Raw genomic sequence first — 15072 nt, forward strand, 5'->3', positions numbered from 1 at the left:
TTAACCTGCCTTTGCCATTTGCATGAGGGTTACGCGCTGCTGGAGACGGCGCTGCGCCTGATCCACCACCACGGCGATGATGATGACGAGGCCTTTGATGACCATCTGCCAGAAGGATGAAACGCCCATCATGACCAGTCCGTCTGAAAGAATGCCGATGACGAATGCACCGATGATCGTGCCGCCGATGGTGCCTCGTCCGCCCGACATGGACGTACCGCCGAGAACCGCTGCCGCAATGGCGTTCAGTTCGAAGGAGTTGCCCGTTGCCGGATGCGAAGACATCAGTTCGGAAGAAATGATAAGGCCGGCAATCGCTGCACAGAAGCCCGAAAACATGTAAACGAACATCTTTACGCGATCAACGCGGATGCCCGACATGCGCGCTGCACGTTCATTACCGCCAACGGCGAAAATCTGGCGACCAAGCGGTGTATAACGGGCAACATAAGCAGCAATGAGCGCTACGGCGATCAGAATCCAGATCGAGACCGGAAGACCCAGAATACGGCCCGCACCAAGGAAGCCAAATCCGGTCGTTCCAAGATCTTCGCGACCCACAAGGTTGGGAAAGGTCTGGCCCCCGGAGGACAGGAGAGCCAGACCGCGCGCGACATACAAAGTGCCGAGCGTTGCAATGAATGGCGCGACATTGAGTTTTGTAATCAGTAACCCGTTTATAAAGCCGACTGCGACACCCGCCGCCAGCGTGATGAGCGCGATCTCGACGACATTGAAATAGATCGTATAGCCCATGCCGAGATCTATGCCGTAGATCAGCAGTCCCCCTGCCACCATGCCGCAAAGCCCGACAATGGAACCGACCGACAGGTCGATGCCGCCGGTGATGATGACGAAAGTCATACCCATCGCAAGGAATGCGTTAAGTGCGACGTGCTTCGACATCAAAATGAGATTGGCGGCAGAAAGGAAATTTGGCGCTGCGAACGAGAAAAAGATGAACACCGCAAAAAGCGCGATGAAGGTTCTCAGTTTCATCAAGGTCAGCAATGCCGAGCCGCCGTTAAAGGTTGGGTCAGTGGCCACCGTAGAGGTGTTGGCTGTCATGACGCGAGTTCCTTTGCCTGTCTGTTATGGTCGTTGTCATGGTTGTGGCCGTGGCCCTTGGCTGAAGCTGCAATAATGTCAGCTTCCGTCGCTTTATCGCGGTCGAATATGGCAACCAGCTTTCCATTGCTGAGCACCGCGATGCGATCAGACAGCGCCATGACTTCTTCCAGATCGGAAGTTGAAAACAATATGGAAAGACCTTCCCCGGCCAGTCGCCGCATGGTGCGGAAAACGTCGGCCTTGGCGCCGACATCGATGCCGCGCGATGGCTCGTCCATCAGAAGAACCTTGGGATTGGTCATCAGCGCCTTGCCGATAACAACTTTTTGCTGATTGCCGCCCGACATCGATGTGACTTCGAAATCAGGATTGGGTGCCTTGATGGAGAGATCCTTGATTGCCTGCTGGATCGCCTGTTTTTCACGCTTGGGCGTGATGTGGAAGAAGCGGGCCAGACGGTCGAGACTTGCCAGCGTCAGGTTGCTGGCGATGGATAATATCTGAACCAGGCCTTCGCGTTGGCGATCTTCTGGAATGAGTGCAAGGCCGCGCCGGATACGACGGGTCGTATCGCGCTCCTTCACTTGCTCGCCATCAATATAGATATGGCCGGTGGAGTGGCCGTGCTGGCCCATGACGCATTCGAAGAACTCGGATCGTCCGGCGCCCATGAGGCCGTAAATGCCCAAGACTTCACCCGCACGCACGGAAAGCGACACATCGTCCACTGCAAGCCCGCCGATCGAACGTGACAGGCTGATATTTTCCGCGCGAAACCTCTCGGCTCCGATCTTGTGTGTCACCGCCTTGGCGAAATCCTTGGCGTCTGATCCGATCATCGAGCGCACGATCCACTGCGTATCGATGTTCTTGATCTCTTCCTGCCCGGTGATCCTGCCATCACGCAGTACGGTGATGTAATCGCCTATGCGCATCAGCTCTTCCAGCCGGTGCGAGATGTAGACAATGGCCACACCTTGGCTTTTCAGTTCGGCGATGACCTTGAACAGGATATCGACTTCGGCTGCCGATAGCGCCGAAGTCGGCTCGTCCATGATGACGATGCGGGCATCAAGCGAGATTGCCTTGGCAATTTCGACAAGCTGCTGCTGGCCGATGGGCAGGTCCTCGACAAGCGTCGTCGCATCGATACCGGCATCGAGGCGCTTCAGAAAAACGTTTGCCTTTTCAATCTGAGTCTTATGGTCGATGCCGCGCAGACCGCGTGTGATTTCACGGGTGGCGAAGATATTTTCCGCCACCGACATGTTGGAGAAAAGGTTCAGTTCCTGAAAGATCATGGCGATGCCGCGCTTCTGCGCGTCGGCGGGGCTGTCGAACGACACGTCCTCACCGTCGAGAATGATCCTGCCCATGGTCGGGCGCTCGACACCGGCGATGATTTTCATCAGTGTCGATTTGCCCGCGCCGTTTTCACCGACAAGCACATTGACCGCACCGCGGCGCAGTTCGAGATTGGCGCGCTTGACGGCGACGATGCCCGAATAGACCTTGGAGACGTCTTCCAGCTTCAAAATGCAATCGTTGCGATCCGCTTCCATGGCTAGTTCTCCAATGAAAGCGCGATGGGCGCGACAAGCGGAAGCTTGCCCTTCGACGGCATCTGGAAGGCACCTCTGGCTTTCACTTTTTTGCCTGTCAGGCTGTCGCGAGGCAGTTTTGACAGAACCTCGTCATTGACACGCGTGTTGAAGGATTTGCCGAATTGCGCCCATTCGATCTGGTTGCGGAATTCGTTGAAGCTTACGAAATCCAGACTGTCGCGGATTGCCGTTCCGCGGATTGTCGGACCGATCTGGATGCGGGCATCGGCCTTGCCGTCGCCGTTCGCGTCGACATCGATATAGGCAGCGCGCGATTTGGTCTCAGCGCCCACAACCGTTCCGTCAACGACTGCGATGAAAGTCCATGGCGCATTGCCTTGTTCTTCCCGGTGGCCATATTGGGCGCCTGCCGCGTCGGCATTCGCATGGGCGGCGGTCAGGACTTCGTCGAGTGTGGCCGTCTTGCCGGAAAAATACGGAACGACCTTGGATTCCCAGATTTCCGCCACCGAGCGATCCGGGTCGAAGCCATTGCCGCGTGTCTCCGCGACGTCCTCGGCTGTTGGCGTCTTGACGATCTTGCAGCCCGAAAGCGCGATACCGCAGGCCAGCAGGAAAATGGAGCCTGACTTCAGCACTGACATGAGAATATCCTTGGTATTGGGAATACTGCCGGGAACGCAGGCGTCCCCGGCTTAACAGTTTGGTCTCAGTCCTTCAGAGCGAAGGTTTCGAGCTTGTCTGCATTGTCAGGGTTGATGAGTACACAATCCATCAGCTGCTTTTCGTCGGCAGGCGCCTTGCCGTTCTTGATGTAATCATCAGCCTGAACGACCGCCATCTGTGCCTGCGCATAGGCCGGCTGAAGAACAGTCGCCTTGATGCCGCCAGCCTTGATGGAGTCACGCACGTCGTTGGAGCCGTCGAAGCCGACAACAATCACATCTTTGCGGCCCGCAGCTTCAAGTGCTGCCCATGCACCCATGGCCATGGTGTCGTTGCCGGAGATAACGCCCTTGATATCCGGATTTGCCTGCAAGATGCTCTGCATCTTCGTGAAGGCTTCCGTCTGGCTCCAGTTTGCCGACTGCTGGGCAACCATTTTCATGTCAGGATATTCATCGATAACGTCGTGATAGCCCTTGGAGCGGGTGCCGGCATTCAGGTCGGATTCGCGACCGAGCAACTCGACATAATTGCCTTCTTCGCCCATCAGCTTGACGAATTCTTCCGCACCGAGCTGCGCCCCCTGATAGTTGTTCGAAACGATCTGTGAAACAGCAACGCCGGAGGCGTTGATTTCGCGGTCGATGAGGAACGATGGAATCTTGGCGTCCTTGGCTTTCTGCACGGCGGCGATCGATGCTTCAGATCCGGCATTGTCGAGAATAATGGCTTTGGCGCCGCGACCAATCGCCGTGTCGACAAGCTGCGATTGTTTGGTCGGATCGTCATCGTGCTGAAGAATCAGCGTTTCGTAGCCAAGTTCCTTGGCCTTGGCTTCCGCACCGACCGCTTCTGCCTTGTAGAAAGGATTGTCGTGCGATGGCGTGATGATGGCGATGAGGTCAGCCGCCCAGGCTGGCATGACGGTGCCTGCCGACAGCGCGCCGGCAACGATGGCAAGCGCAACGCCGCGCGTAAGTTTTCTGCGTGTGATCTTCATTGTTTCCTCCCAGTGTGATCGAGCCCTGTTCCCGGCAGAGCGGTGAGGGGAGAGCGGATGCTCTCCCGATTGGTCTCAGGTGATGCGACGAATGCTTTCGGCGATCTCCTGCGGTTCGAAGACATTTTTCCAGTCATCGCGCATCAGCGCGGGTATGCCGAACTCGATGGCCTTGTTGCAGGCATCGGAGAATACGCCTTCGACCTCATCGAAAATGACGGCACCGAGTACATTCATATGACCAAGCAGGAAGTCGCGCGCGGCTTCCTTCGGCACACCGCGGACAACGCATTCGTCCATGGCCTGACGCATGACGACCAGAAGCGAGGCGCAGACCGTTTCCGAGAGGCCCGGCTCCAGCATGGCCATCTGTTCCACGGTCACGCGATGCGAGCGCATGACTGGTGCCCAGATGACCTTGGCGATTTCCTCACCCAGTCCATAGGCTTCTTCCGGGCCCTGCATGAGCGCGGAAACGATGTGCTGCTTGGCGAACAGACCACCGAAATGGTCGCGGCGGGCCTGCAATTCCGTTTCATCGTTGAAGATCGGCGGGTGGCACGGGTGCGTGACGAAATAAGTAAGGTCCGCGCGCTCCGGCAGATGACCGGCAAAGGGTGCGGCGGCGTCGAGCGCGATCACCATGGTGCCCGGCTTCAGCTTGTCGATGATCCCGGCAGCTACTTTGCCGATCAGAGTATCCGGTACGGCCAGAATGACGACTTCGGCGCCGTCAAGACCGGCGTCAGCCTCCACCGTGTCGATACCGAGATCGTTCTTCAGGCGTGCTTTGCCTGCTTCGCTGACTTCGATATGGCGTACGTCGAAACGCGAGCCCTGGAGGTTCTTGGCCAGACGGTACCCCATCTTGCCGCCAGCGCCGAACAAAGCGATAGCTGTCATGATTGTATTTCCTTCCCGTGCTTTTGGTAGCTTAACTGGTATAACCAGTCAATGAGTATTCCAGATTAAATGGTGAGGCCATCACGAATCTGGCTGAAATAATTGTCGGCTCCGACCTGTCCGCCCTTGAGTGCGATTTGCAGACCATTGGTTGGCGCAAATCCGCCATGCGCAGTGCAAAGGGGAGAGCCGGGCGTCTGCGGCAGTGGTAGAAGCGTGGTCAATGCTTCGACGTGCAGTTCCCGCAATGCGTGGCTGGAGGTGTCACCGCCTGCAATCACGGCGCGCGACAGCGTTTCGCGTTCGACAAGACTGCGCAGGATCGAGCCGAGAATCTGTCCCAGCCGGTGACGACTTCCTGCAATGCGGTCGATTTCATCACCGCGATCGGCCGCTGGTCCCAATGCGGTGTTGAGAATGACGCTCTTGCCGCCCTGCAAAACCCGCTGTGCTTCTTCGATGGCCTTACCGATTGCCTGCTCTGCGTTCTCGCCAAGCAGTGTGAGCGGATCGAGATCGATGCCGGTAAAGCCTGATGCCGTCGCATGACGAATCTGGCGTTCTGTCGTTGGCGAGACGCTTCCCGAAACGACCGCAATGCGGTCAGCCTTGCCCGGAAGCGGAAACTCTTTTTTCGCACCGATCAGTCCGGCCTTTGTCCATGCGGCCAGAAGCGCATATTCAACGCCCGACGAGCCAGCGACAAACCAGCCTTCACGGGCACGCAAACGCCAGAGCTGTCGGCCGGCCTGCAACTGGCTCTCATGGCTATCGACGTCGAGCAGCAACATGCCGTCAGCATTTCTGGCAATGGCGCTAACGCGATCATCGGCATCATGCGAGCCAAGGGTTGCGAGGTCTGCAAGCACGGTTTTAAGCGCAGTCTGCTCAGCCAGATGCACGCGCAGGTCTGCCTCATGCATGGGCGTGACCGGATGGCGGCTCATGACCGGATGGCGGTCGATGCGATAGGTTTCACCCTGATAGGCGGCAAACAGATTGCCGAAAGACGTGTAACGCTTGAGCTGCGGCGCACCGACAACCAGTGGCACATAGGCCTGATCGAAGATTGCTTTGCCGATTTCCACGGCCTTGCCGATATTGCCGACATGCGGTGCGGAATCGAATGTCGAGCAGACCTTGTAATGGGCAATCGCCGCATTGAGGCTTTTCAGCCAGTTGAATGCGGGCGTGAGGTGCTCCTGCATCCATTCCGGCGTTTCGCTGCGGCTGGTGCCGGCAAGGCCGATGGCTTTGCAGTGTGAAAAGCGTGCGATCAGCGCCTCATCTGGCACATTCATAAACAGAACAGTGTCGACGCCGTTGGAAGCAAGCGCCTCCATGACATCAGTCGAGCCGGTAAGGTCGTCACCGTAATAGGACAGCAGCAATTCGTTGGAAACCTGTGACATTACTCGCCACCTTTCTCGAATTTTGCGAGAGATGCGGCAAGTTCGGGATGATCCTTTGCGTAGGTATCAAGCGGGATGCCCCCAACTGCGGCTTCCCATGCCTGTTGTACGGCGCGCACGCCTGCCGCTGGTCCACCCGGATGGCTGACAATACCGCCGCCGCAAAGATAGAGCAGGTCCGTAGTGCGGCCTGTGCGTTCATAGGTTTCCGGCGCCTGTCCGCCCCACTGGCCGGAGCCGGCAACGGGAAGCGGGCAGTCGGATGGGTCGAAAAGCGGGGTGCTGACGGCTTTGAAAGAGTTCACGAAGCTCTCGTCCGGCTCCCAATATTTGACGCGAATGCCATTGATCTGAAACTGGTCGACGCCCAGCAGGCGCCAGAACTGCTGATAAACGCGGAAATCCATGCCAGCGCCCGGATTGCGGGTCAGGACGTCCCAGCCATTGCGGTGCGCGTGAAGCACGAGGCCCGAGCGCTTGCGCAGGAAGCTCATGCCACCAAAGCCAACCGAGTTGATGTTGACCACGGCGCAATTGCCGCCAGCTTTCAATACCATGTCATGGTTGCGCATCATGACATCGGGATCGGCATGGGAGATGCCAAAGGCATACATGACCTTTTTGCCGGTCTTCTGCTCATGATTGAGAATGCGCGGCATGATCGCTTCAATGCGTTCTTTGAGCGGCGAATAGGCCGGGCTCATAAGCTTTTCATCGTCTTTGATGAAGTCAACGCCGGACTGGATCAATTCGCCAACAAGAGCCGCCGTTTCATGCGGGCGCAGGCCCAGCGCAGGCTTGACGATGGTGCCGATGACCGGTCGCTTTTCCACGCCGGTCAGGCGGCGGGTTCCCGCAATGCCGAACTGGGGTCCGGGATGTGCATCGCGAAAGGCTTCCGGCAGTTTCATGTCGATGACGCGGATGCCCGTCATGCCCTTGATCGAATAGACGCCGCCAATGGCAATTGTCATCAGCGCTGCAAGGTCGGTGCCGACGGCGTCCAGCGGAAAGATGATGTCCACATCCGCTCGCCGGATCGGGCCATGGCCCGGCTCAAGTTCCGGCCATGCGGGAACCTGCGTGACATCAAGGTGCCGAATGTCGAGCACCCGTGCCGCCACTCGTGCCTTGAGCTCTTCCGTTTCACCCGGAACCGCAACAAAAGTGCCGGTCGACTGATCGCTCGCGATCTTTGCGGCCATCTTGTCGATGCTGCCAGTCGTTTCAATGCGATAGGTCAAACATATGTTCATAACGGGTGCCGGGGTTTGCAACTTGCGTTCTGCCAGCAATATGATGCTGGTATATACTCATCATCTGGTATAATGAGTATTCCAATATCTGCAAGTGGAAAATTGTGCGGCCTTCCAGCTGTCGCGTGTAAACGTCTTTTCTCCCGGTCGTGGAAGATGCATAAGGGAGAAAAGCTCATGACAAGTGAGATGCAATGACCCAGCCAATCGAGCCTATCGTTCGCCGCAAATTATCCGACGAGGTTTTTGACCGGCTTGAAAACATGATCACGTCCAGCGAGCTGAAGCCGGGCGATGAAATGCCGTCCGAACGTGTCTTGATGGAACGCTTTGGCGTTGGTCGCCCCGCCATTCGCGAGGCGATGCAATCGCTTGCCAAGATGGGGCTGGTCAGCATTTCCCATGGCGAGCGGGCAAAAGTGCTGGAACTGACCGCCCAGTCGATTTTCAGGCAAGTGGACCCCACCGCCAAGATCATGCTGGCGCAATCCATCGATACGCTGGAGCATCTGAAAAGCGCGCGCATTTTCTTTGAGCGCGGGATTGCCCGCGAGGCGGCGCTCAAGGCAGGCGATGGCGATATAAGCGAGCTGAGAAGCATCATCGAACGCCAGCGCCAGTCGCTTGGCGATGCGGATGCCTTCATTCTCGCCGACACGCAGTTTCATTCGCGGATCGCGCAGATTTCCGGAAACCCTATCTTTGTTGCCGTCAGCGAGGCGATGCTTGCCTGGCTGAAGGAGTATCACACGGAGATGCTCATCTGGACCGGCAAGGAAAAATATACGCTGGTCGAGCATGAGGAGATTGTCGACTGTCTGGCCGCGAAAGACGCCGATGGCGCAGAGGCGGCAATGCTGCGACACCTTGAGCGCTCACGCGCCCTATATGTGAAGTGAAGGTCCCCAGAATGTTCAACTACCGTGCACTGAGTACCCGATATCGAAGATAGTCGCAGCTTTGAACCGACTGGACCAGTCCATAAAATAGAATGGAATACTGCTTCCTCCTGCGGTGGGCGCTGATTGCACCCGGCGAATATAAATCCCGCCGGGCGAAAGTATTTTCGGTTCAGCTATCTGTTGTCTCAGGCGTAACGTCGATTGGCTGAGCAGGTAATGTATCCATGGCTGCCAGTTGATCAGCGCATAAATCTGCTGCTCCGGATGCCTCTCGTTCCATACCGGCAAGTTTGACCCAGCCGCCATCCTCGATGAAAGTGTCACGCTTGTAGGACGATGTTTCCTTTAGTTCGGTAAGTTTCTGGCTCGCATTCGGTCCCGTGATAAACCTTTCGACACATATATTGGCAACAAGTTCGGCACGAGCATTACGTGCCGCGTCTGTTGCCATCGTCGTTGCCGTTCCGCCGGTTGTCCAGCCGCCGATGGTAAAGCCCACAATGGTGGTCAGCACTGCAGCACCAGCCACAGACCAAAACCAAAGCGTTTTGGATGGTCGGAAATTCTCCCAACGTTGAGACATGGTTTGATCAGATTCCATTAGTTTCCCCTTTCATCTCACGCATTATTACGCACTGCAACAATACGAGTGTAGCATGCCATTGCGTGAGGGATAACCTACTTTCTGCGAATGATAACGACTTATGTTCGTCCTGGTGCCGTAAAATTAGCCAGTCGACGTTCGGGGAGTGCGATCTTTCGGCATGCCGCGCAGGCGCAAGGTATGGCGGGCAGCTTCGGGTTCCTGAACCGAAGCACAGGCTGGGATATTTCCTTCAGTGTCGCAGGAAACCCATGCCTGAAAGCATAATCAGGTGAAGCCACAAGCAACCGATCAAACTGTCCTGCCATTGGGGCCTAACCATGGACCAGGCCAGCGGAACTAATTGCGCCCAGCGATAAGATCGGCTCATGTGAACCTTAAAGAATACAATAAGTCCTAAAAAAAATACATTAGAAAAAAGATAGTATATAGATATTACCATTATATAAAAGGTAATATTTTATATATATAGAATAATTAAATAAATTTATAAAATCACTCAATAAACCTCTATATAATTTACTTTATGGAAAAGACATCAATATGGATAGCCATCAAAATAGAGATAAATACAACTCATGCCGATCATAGGTTGGACTTTCTAATATTATGAGCTATAAGGGCCATGCTGCAATGCAGCTTCCCCTACGCGCGCGCTCTTCTTAGCGCTTCTGCGCGTCTTCCGGCTTTTCATGCCGTTCACAGTTCGGCGACTTTCGTCCCAGCTATAAAAACAAAACACTGCCCCTCTGTGGGGCGTAAAAAATCGCGACGTAAAGGTCACAATGCAATATCAACAATTAGGAACGTCTCTTACACTATTGCTTCTGCTTATTTTCTTTGGTGGGACATTTTACATTACGCTTTCCATCGGCAAAAAGAAAGAAAATGCCGATAACTACATGACTGCCGGAAACAATGTAGGCTTGGGCATGTCAGCTGCCTCGATGACGGCAACCTGGATCTGGGCATCTTCCCTCTACGCTTCGGCTACATCGGGTTACACTTATGGTGTTTCTGGCCCGATCCATTACGGTCTCTGGGGGGCGTTGATGATCCTGTTCATCTATCCCTTTGGCATGCGTATCAGAAAGCTGGCGCCTCATGCCCACAGCCTTGCCGAAATTTTGCGTGCCCGCCATGGCCAATCGAGCCAGCTCATTTTGGCAGGTTCCAACATCCTCGGAAGCTTGCTGAGCTTGACGTCAAACTTCATTGCTGGCGGAGCCTTGATCGCCATGCTATCGCCGTTGTCTTTCAGCACTGGCATCCTGATTATCGCAACAGGCGTATTACTCTACACCCTGTGGTCCGGGCTGCGGGCGTCGATCCTGACAGACTTCATTCAGGTTTGTGCTATGCTGGGTGCGGTAGTTATCATCGTACCGGCTGTGTTTTTCTCTGCGGGCGGCACGGAAATATTTGTCACCGGGGCTATAAACCTGACGCCTGAGCAGAAATCATTCTTTTCGTCCGACGCGTTTCTGAATCAGGGCGCGCCCTATATTGCCGCTGTTCTGGCCTATGCCATCGGCAACCAGACCATTGCGCAACGGCTGTTCGCTGTCCGTCCGGATATGATCAAGCGCACCTTCATAACCGCGACTGTGGGCTATGGTGCAACCGTGATCGGCGTCGGCATTCTCGGTGTGATTGCGCTCTATATCGGCGTGGTGCCGATGGGCGGCGACACGAACAACCTTATTCCGCAGCTCGCTGCAACCTATCTGGGCAAGGGACTGCTCTGCGTTTTCTTCATCATGGTTATCGGCTCGCTGGCGTCCACGGCGGACTCCGATCTAGCGGCTCTGTCCTCGATCATGATGGCAGACGTCTATGGCCGCAATCTTTCGGGTGCAGCTCGGGTTAACCCGAAGACAATGTTGTTCATCGGGCGTCTGACCATGATCACCGCCACCGGTGCAGCGCTGTTTTTCGCCAGCAACAAGTTCAACATCCTTGATCTTCTGGTTCTGGTCGGCGCCATCTGGGGTGCCTTGGTGTTCCCGGTGATCGCCAGTTTCTACTGGTCCAGAGTCACGAACAAAGCCTTTACCACATCGGTCGTTGTCGCGCTGGCCGTGTTCTTCCCGGTGCGATTCGGCTTTATCGAGCTGAGTGGAGGCATTGCGATTGTGTCAGATATTCTGGCCGTTATTGGCGTGGGCGTTGTCGCCGGCCTGATGGCGTTCGGGTTCTTTGGCTTCAAAGTGGCGCGTGTTGTGGGCATTCTGGCCATCATCATCGTGGCACCCATCAGCATTGGCGCATTGCACGCCTACCCTGTGCTAACGGCTTCGCTTCTTGCCTATGCCATCAGCACGTTGATTTGCGTCGGGATGTCCTGGCGTAACACCGAAGAGTTCGATTTTTCGACCATCGCGAAAAAGACCGGAAACTTCGATTCCCCTGTCAGTGTATAAAAAGGAGATTTTTATGACCCCACTATTACTGACTGCATATGTTTTGGTATGGCCTGCTATTGTTGCTGGCGTATTGTTTTATCTGATGCGCGCATTCTTTTCAGAGTGGCGCCTTGCACGGGCTGAAAACCGCTCGATGATCTGACCATAAAGCCGTGGCGGCCAACCGGCTGTGAATGAAGCAGCATCCTAACGGGCGTCGATCTTGCCCACTGCCGGGGCCGTCACATTGAATTAGAGCGCGGAGGGGAAGCCTGGCTGGCTCCGCCCCAAAAGTGACATAGGCGCTAAGCTGTCGCAAAAGTCAGAATTTTCACGATGGTTCGTTGAGGCAACGATATTCCGTGCACGCCGCCCCCGAATAGCGGTTATTGCCATTCGGAGGACTTCTTTTGGTCGTTATGTCAATCGGATGGACATTCCGCCGTCTACGATCATTGGACTTCCTGTCATGAAGCTGGATCGATCAGAAAGAAGGAACAAGGCTGCCTGCGCAATCTCCTTGGGAGTCGCCATCCGCTTCATGGGATGCAAGCCGGCTATGAACTCCAAAGCTGCCGGGTTCCCTTCACCCCCGCTTGGCGTGATTGTGCCGCCCGGCAATAGCGCGTTGACACGTATGCCTTCGACGGCATGGTCTGATGCCAGCGACTGGGCCAAGCCGTTCAATCCCGCCTTGGATGCCGCATAGGCTCCCATGCCCGGCATGCCGCCATTGCTGAAACCCACAAATGATGAGGTGAAAACGATCGAGCCTTGCCTGCGCGCCTTCATGGCCGGTATCTGTGCCCTGGCGGCCAGGAAGGCACCCGTCAGATTGACCGAAATCACATCGGTCCAATTGCCGATGCTCATATCCGGCACAGGCTGCATCTCGCCCACAATGCCGACATTATTGAATGCGCCGTCCAGTCCGCCGAATTCCTTTGTAGCGAGATCGACAAGAGCCTCGGCGTAGCTCTCATCCTTTGCGTCGCCAGCCAAAAACACGGCTCTACCATTGGCTTGAGTGATCGCTTCCGCAAGGGCCTCAAGCTCTCCGGATCGACGCGCGCCGAGAACCACATTGGCCCCTTCGGATGCGAACAGCCGCGCCGCTGCTGCGCCGATCCCACTGCTCGCGCCTGTGACGATGATAGTCTTGCTTTCCAGTTCCATGACGTGTCTCTCCTGAATATTGCGTCATGGCAGCCTAGCGGGATGACAGATAGCGCGACCATCCGTTTCATGCTTTCAAACGGTTTTTCAGAGAATAGGGCTGATATTGTTGCAGAATTCCCAACTAAAGTTAGGCTTGTTGCAATAGATTATTACAACAAGCCTTGTGCTCTCTCTCGGCTGCGCGGCGGCTCTACTGAAATCGATGCGGCTGTCTTGAGGTCGGTACCGAAGCGGCCATAAGGGTTGACCAGATCAGTCTGAATCATGCGGGCGTTCACATATCCGTCTGCCGCCCTGCAGGATGTGACAGCAGACGAGATCGACGCCGATATCGCAGAAGTGAGGGTTGCTGTATGAGCGATTTTCCGACCGTGAACATGGCTGACAGCCCCCTGAATTCTTATCCGGCAACAATTAGGGTCGTTGGTAATTTTGAGTTCAAAACAAAATTAGCTATGTTAGCGTGCCTTTGTATTAATTTTGAAAATATTCTGCATCACATGACGTTGGCTTGCTTATGAATTGGTTTAGACAGTCAGATGGCAGTATTGTTCTGGAGTGGAAAGGCCGCACCCCTTTTGCTGTTTTGATTGTAGAAAGCGCAGTTGGGATAAACACCGCCGCTCTCTTCAAGGTATCCGCGCTTTTCTGTGGAAGTGCACTTCTCCTTATCAATAGCGTGCTTGCTCCCGCAAAAGCCGATGATCGCATGATACTATATGATGCGGAGGGCTTGAAGGTTCGCGCGCATTTGCAAGCAGGATTAAACGCAGTCGTTGAGCGCAACTTATTTTGGAATTTTGCCGATAGATTCGCACCATCAGCCGATTTTAATGCTCAAAAGCAATGGCTTGAGGGATATATCAAACCCGGGATTAGTTTCAGCAAAGACTTTGATGAAGATCGTCGCCTTTACGGCAAAGCTTCTTTTGTTGCATCTGGAACCCTTGGTATTGATGCCTATGATACCGGCAACACCGGCGAAATTACATTGGAAGAAGCGCATCTTGGATGGCGTCAGAAAATTAGCAGCCAGAGTTCGTTTGATGTATCATTCGGTCCGCGCGAATATAAAATCGGCACCGGCATGTTGATCGCCAATGGTGGCAATAGCGGATTTGAGCGCGGCGCGCTTAAATTCGGCCCGCGCAAAGCGTGGAAGTCAGCCGTTATAGGAAAATTCAGCTACGATGATGTCGATGTAACTGCATTTTATCTGCAGCCGAATGAATTGCCGAGCAGTAACAGTAATACACAGCTCGTCGGCTCGGAACTACGCTATAATTGGGAGCAGGGCAGTTTTGCTGGCATCAGTTACGGACATGTCGTGCATTCAAATTCCCCATATCCAAAAGCTGCTCCCAATGGAATTGGGGTGCCGGAAATTATACCAGACGGGCGTGATGGACTAACCTTTATCAATGCTTATGCGCTTGGTAAGCCGCTGCCCAACACATTTGATAACCTGATTGCCGGGGGCGAGTTTGCATATGAGTGGAACGACCGGATTAATCTGTCCGCTTGGGCGGGTCGCGTTTATGTTGGTTATAATTTCATTGATCTGCCATGGTCGCCTGCTGTGGCATTCGCTTATCAAACTTTTTCTGGCGATAATCCCGATACCGAGAAACTAGAGCGGTTCGATCCATTGTTCTATGAGGGTAATCCCAGTTCATAGTCGACCGGATCAAAATCATCCATGGTTTTCATCAATTCCAATGTGAACGCTTTTCTGGTCAGCTTGCGGGTGACACCGACCGAACGGGATGCTTTTACTTTGCGTTATTCTCATATACGTGCCAACCAACTGTATAGTCCGATCCAGTTTGGACAAGGTACACGCGTTGAAACCAACGATGGCGTGCCGAACCCCATTGCTGGAGTGAGTAGCTATCATCTGTCGGATGATGTGTTTTTGGAATACAACCGCACCATTAATGCCAACACTTATCTTACAGTTGGGGTCAGCGCGTCATTTCCAGGCGCAGGCATTGATTCAATGATCAATGCTGATGCACCAATTTGGATGGGAGGGTTTGCCAATGTCGTCGTTAACTATTAGTTCTCGGTGCAGTTTTATTGGCCCATCTACGGTCACATGCGCATCAC

At 54.7% G+C, this 15072-nt stretch carries 14 protein-coding genes; 5 read left to right on the top strand and 9 right to left on the bottom strand.

Features of this window, described 5'->3' with window-relative positions:
- The 7 genes from KUG47_RS08000 to oiaX form a co-directional block, all read right to left on the bottom strand.
- The gene (locus tag KUG47_RS08000; RefSeq protein WP_217677447.1) at positions 1-1068 is read right to left on the bottom strand and encodes an ABC transporter permease; all 1068 of its coding nucleotides are present in this window, start codon (positions 1066-1068) and stop codon (positions 1-3) included.
- Positions 1065-2633: a sugar ABC transporter ATP-binding protein gene (locus tag KUG47_RS08005; protein WP_217677448.1), complete on the bottom strand. Its 1569-nt coding sequence runs from the start codon at positions 2631-2633 to the stop codon at positions 1065-1067. Before KUG47_RS08005 ends, KUG47_RS08000 begins: the two co-directional genes overlap by 4 nt.
- Before the next feature lie 2 nt (positions 2634-2635).
- Positions 2636-3280, bottom strand: coding sequence for a DUF2291 family protein (locus KUG47_RS08010; RefSeq protein WP_217677449.1), 645 nt, complete (start codon positions 3278-3280; stop codon positions 2636-2638).
- A 65-nt stretch (positions 3281-3345) separates the two neighbouring features.
- On the bottom strand, positions 3346-4302 hold the full coding sequence (locus tag KUG47_RS08015; RefSeq protein WP_217677450.1) for a D-ribose ABC transporter substrate-binding protein: 957 nt from the start codon (positions 4300-4302) through the stop codon (positions 3346-3348).
- A 75-nt stretch (positions 4303-4377) separates the two neighbouring features.
- Entirely contained in the window at positions 4378-5205 is an 828-nt protein-coding gene (locus KUG47_RS08020; protein WP_217677451.1) for a phosphogluconate dehydrogenase C-terminal domain-containing protein, read from the bottom strand.
- Between the two features lie 65 nt (positions 5206-5270).
- Positions 5271-6617 (bottom strand): four-carbon acid sugar kinase family protein, encoded by a 1347-nt coding sequence (locus KUG47_RS08025; RefSeq protein ID WP_217677452.1) that lies wholly within the window; start codon positions 6615-6617, stop codon positions 5271-5273.
- Positions 6617-7873 (bottom strand): 3-oxo-isoapionate-4-phosphate decarboxylase OiaX, encoded by a 1257-nt coding sequence (gene oiaX, locus KUG47_RS08030; RefSeq protein WP_217677453.1) that lies wholly within the window; start codon positions 7871-7873, stop codon positions 6617-6619. Before oiaX ends, KUG47_RS08025 begins: the two co-directional genes overlap by 1 nt.
- Positions 7874-8067: 194 nt before the next feature.
- On the opposite strand from oiaX, the gene KUG47_RS08035 reads away from it, so the two are divergent.
- Complete coding sequence (locus KUG47_RS08035; protein ID WP_217677454.1) at positions 8068-8772, top strand: transcriptional regulator NanR; 705 nt, start codon at positions 8068-8070, stop codon at positions 8770-8772.
- Between the two features lie 172 nt (positions 8773-8944).
- On the opposite strand, the gene KUG47_RS08040 is transcribed toward KUG47_RS08035, so the two are convergent.
- Positions 8945-9376, bottom strand: a complete 432-nt coding sequence (locus KUG47_RS08040; RefSeq protein WP_217677455.1) for a hypothetical protein — start codon at positions 9374-9376, stop codon at positions 8945-8947.
- Between the two features lie 905 nt (positions 9377-10281).
- Between KUG47_RS08040 and KUG47_RS08045 the strand changes: the two genes are divergently transcribed.
- Together KUG47_RS08045 and KUG47_RS08050 are read left to right on the top strand one after the other, a co-directional pair.
- Entirely contained in the window at positions 10282-11802 is a 1521-nt protein-coding gene (locus tag KUG47_RS08045) for a sodium:solute symporter family transporter (protein WP_256448756.1), read from the top strand.
- Positions 11803-11815: 13 nt separating this feature from the next.
- Entirely contained in the window at positions 11816-11947 is a 132-nt protein-coding gene (locus KUG47_RS08050) for a putative transporter small subunit (protein ID WP_217677457.1), read from the top strand.
- 254 nt (positions 11948-12201) lie between these two features.
- Here KUG47_RS08050 and KUG47_RS08055 read toward each other — a convergent pair whose 3' ends face one another.
- Positions 12202-12960, bottom strand: a complete 759-nt coding sequence (locus KUG47_RS08055; RefSeq protein WP_217677458.1) for an SDR family oxidoreductase — start codon at positions 12958-12960, stop codon at positions 12202-12204.
- 520 nt (positions 12961-13480) lie between these two features.
- Between KUG47_RS08055 and KUG47_RS08060 the strand changes: the two genes are divergently transcribed.
- The gene (locus KUG47_RS08060) at positions 13481-14641 is read left to right on the top strand and encodes an alginate export family protein (protein ID WP_254799419.1); all 1161 of its coding nucleotides are present in this window, start codon (positions 13481-13483) and stop codon (positions 14639-14641) included.
- A gap of 21 nt (positions 14642-14662) precedes the next feature.
- Positions 14663-15025: a hypothetical protein gene (locus KUG47_RS16735; RefSeq protein ID WP_254799421.1), complete on the top strand. Its 363-nt coding sequence runs from the start codon at positions 14663-14665 to the stop codon at positions 15023-15025.
- Positions 15026-15072 lie beyond the last annotated feature (47 nt).

This window comes from Falsochrobactrum tianjinense (genome assembly GCF_019100495.1).
In the GTDB taxonomy this organism is placed as follows: domain Bacteria; phylum Pseudomonadota; class Alphaproteobacteria; order Rhizobiales; family Rhizobiaceae; genus Brucella; species Brucella tianjinense.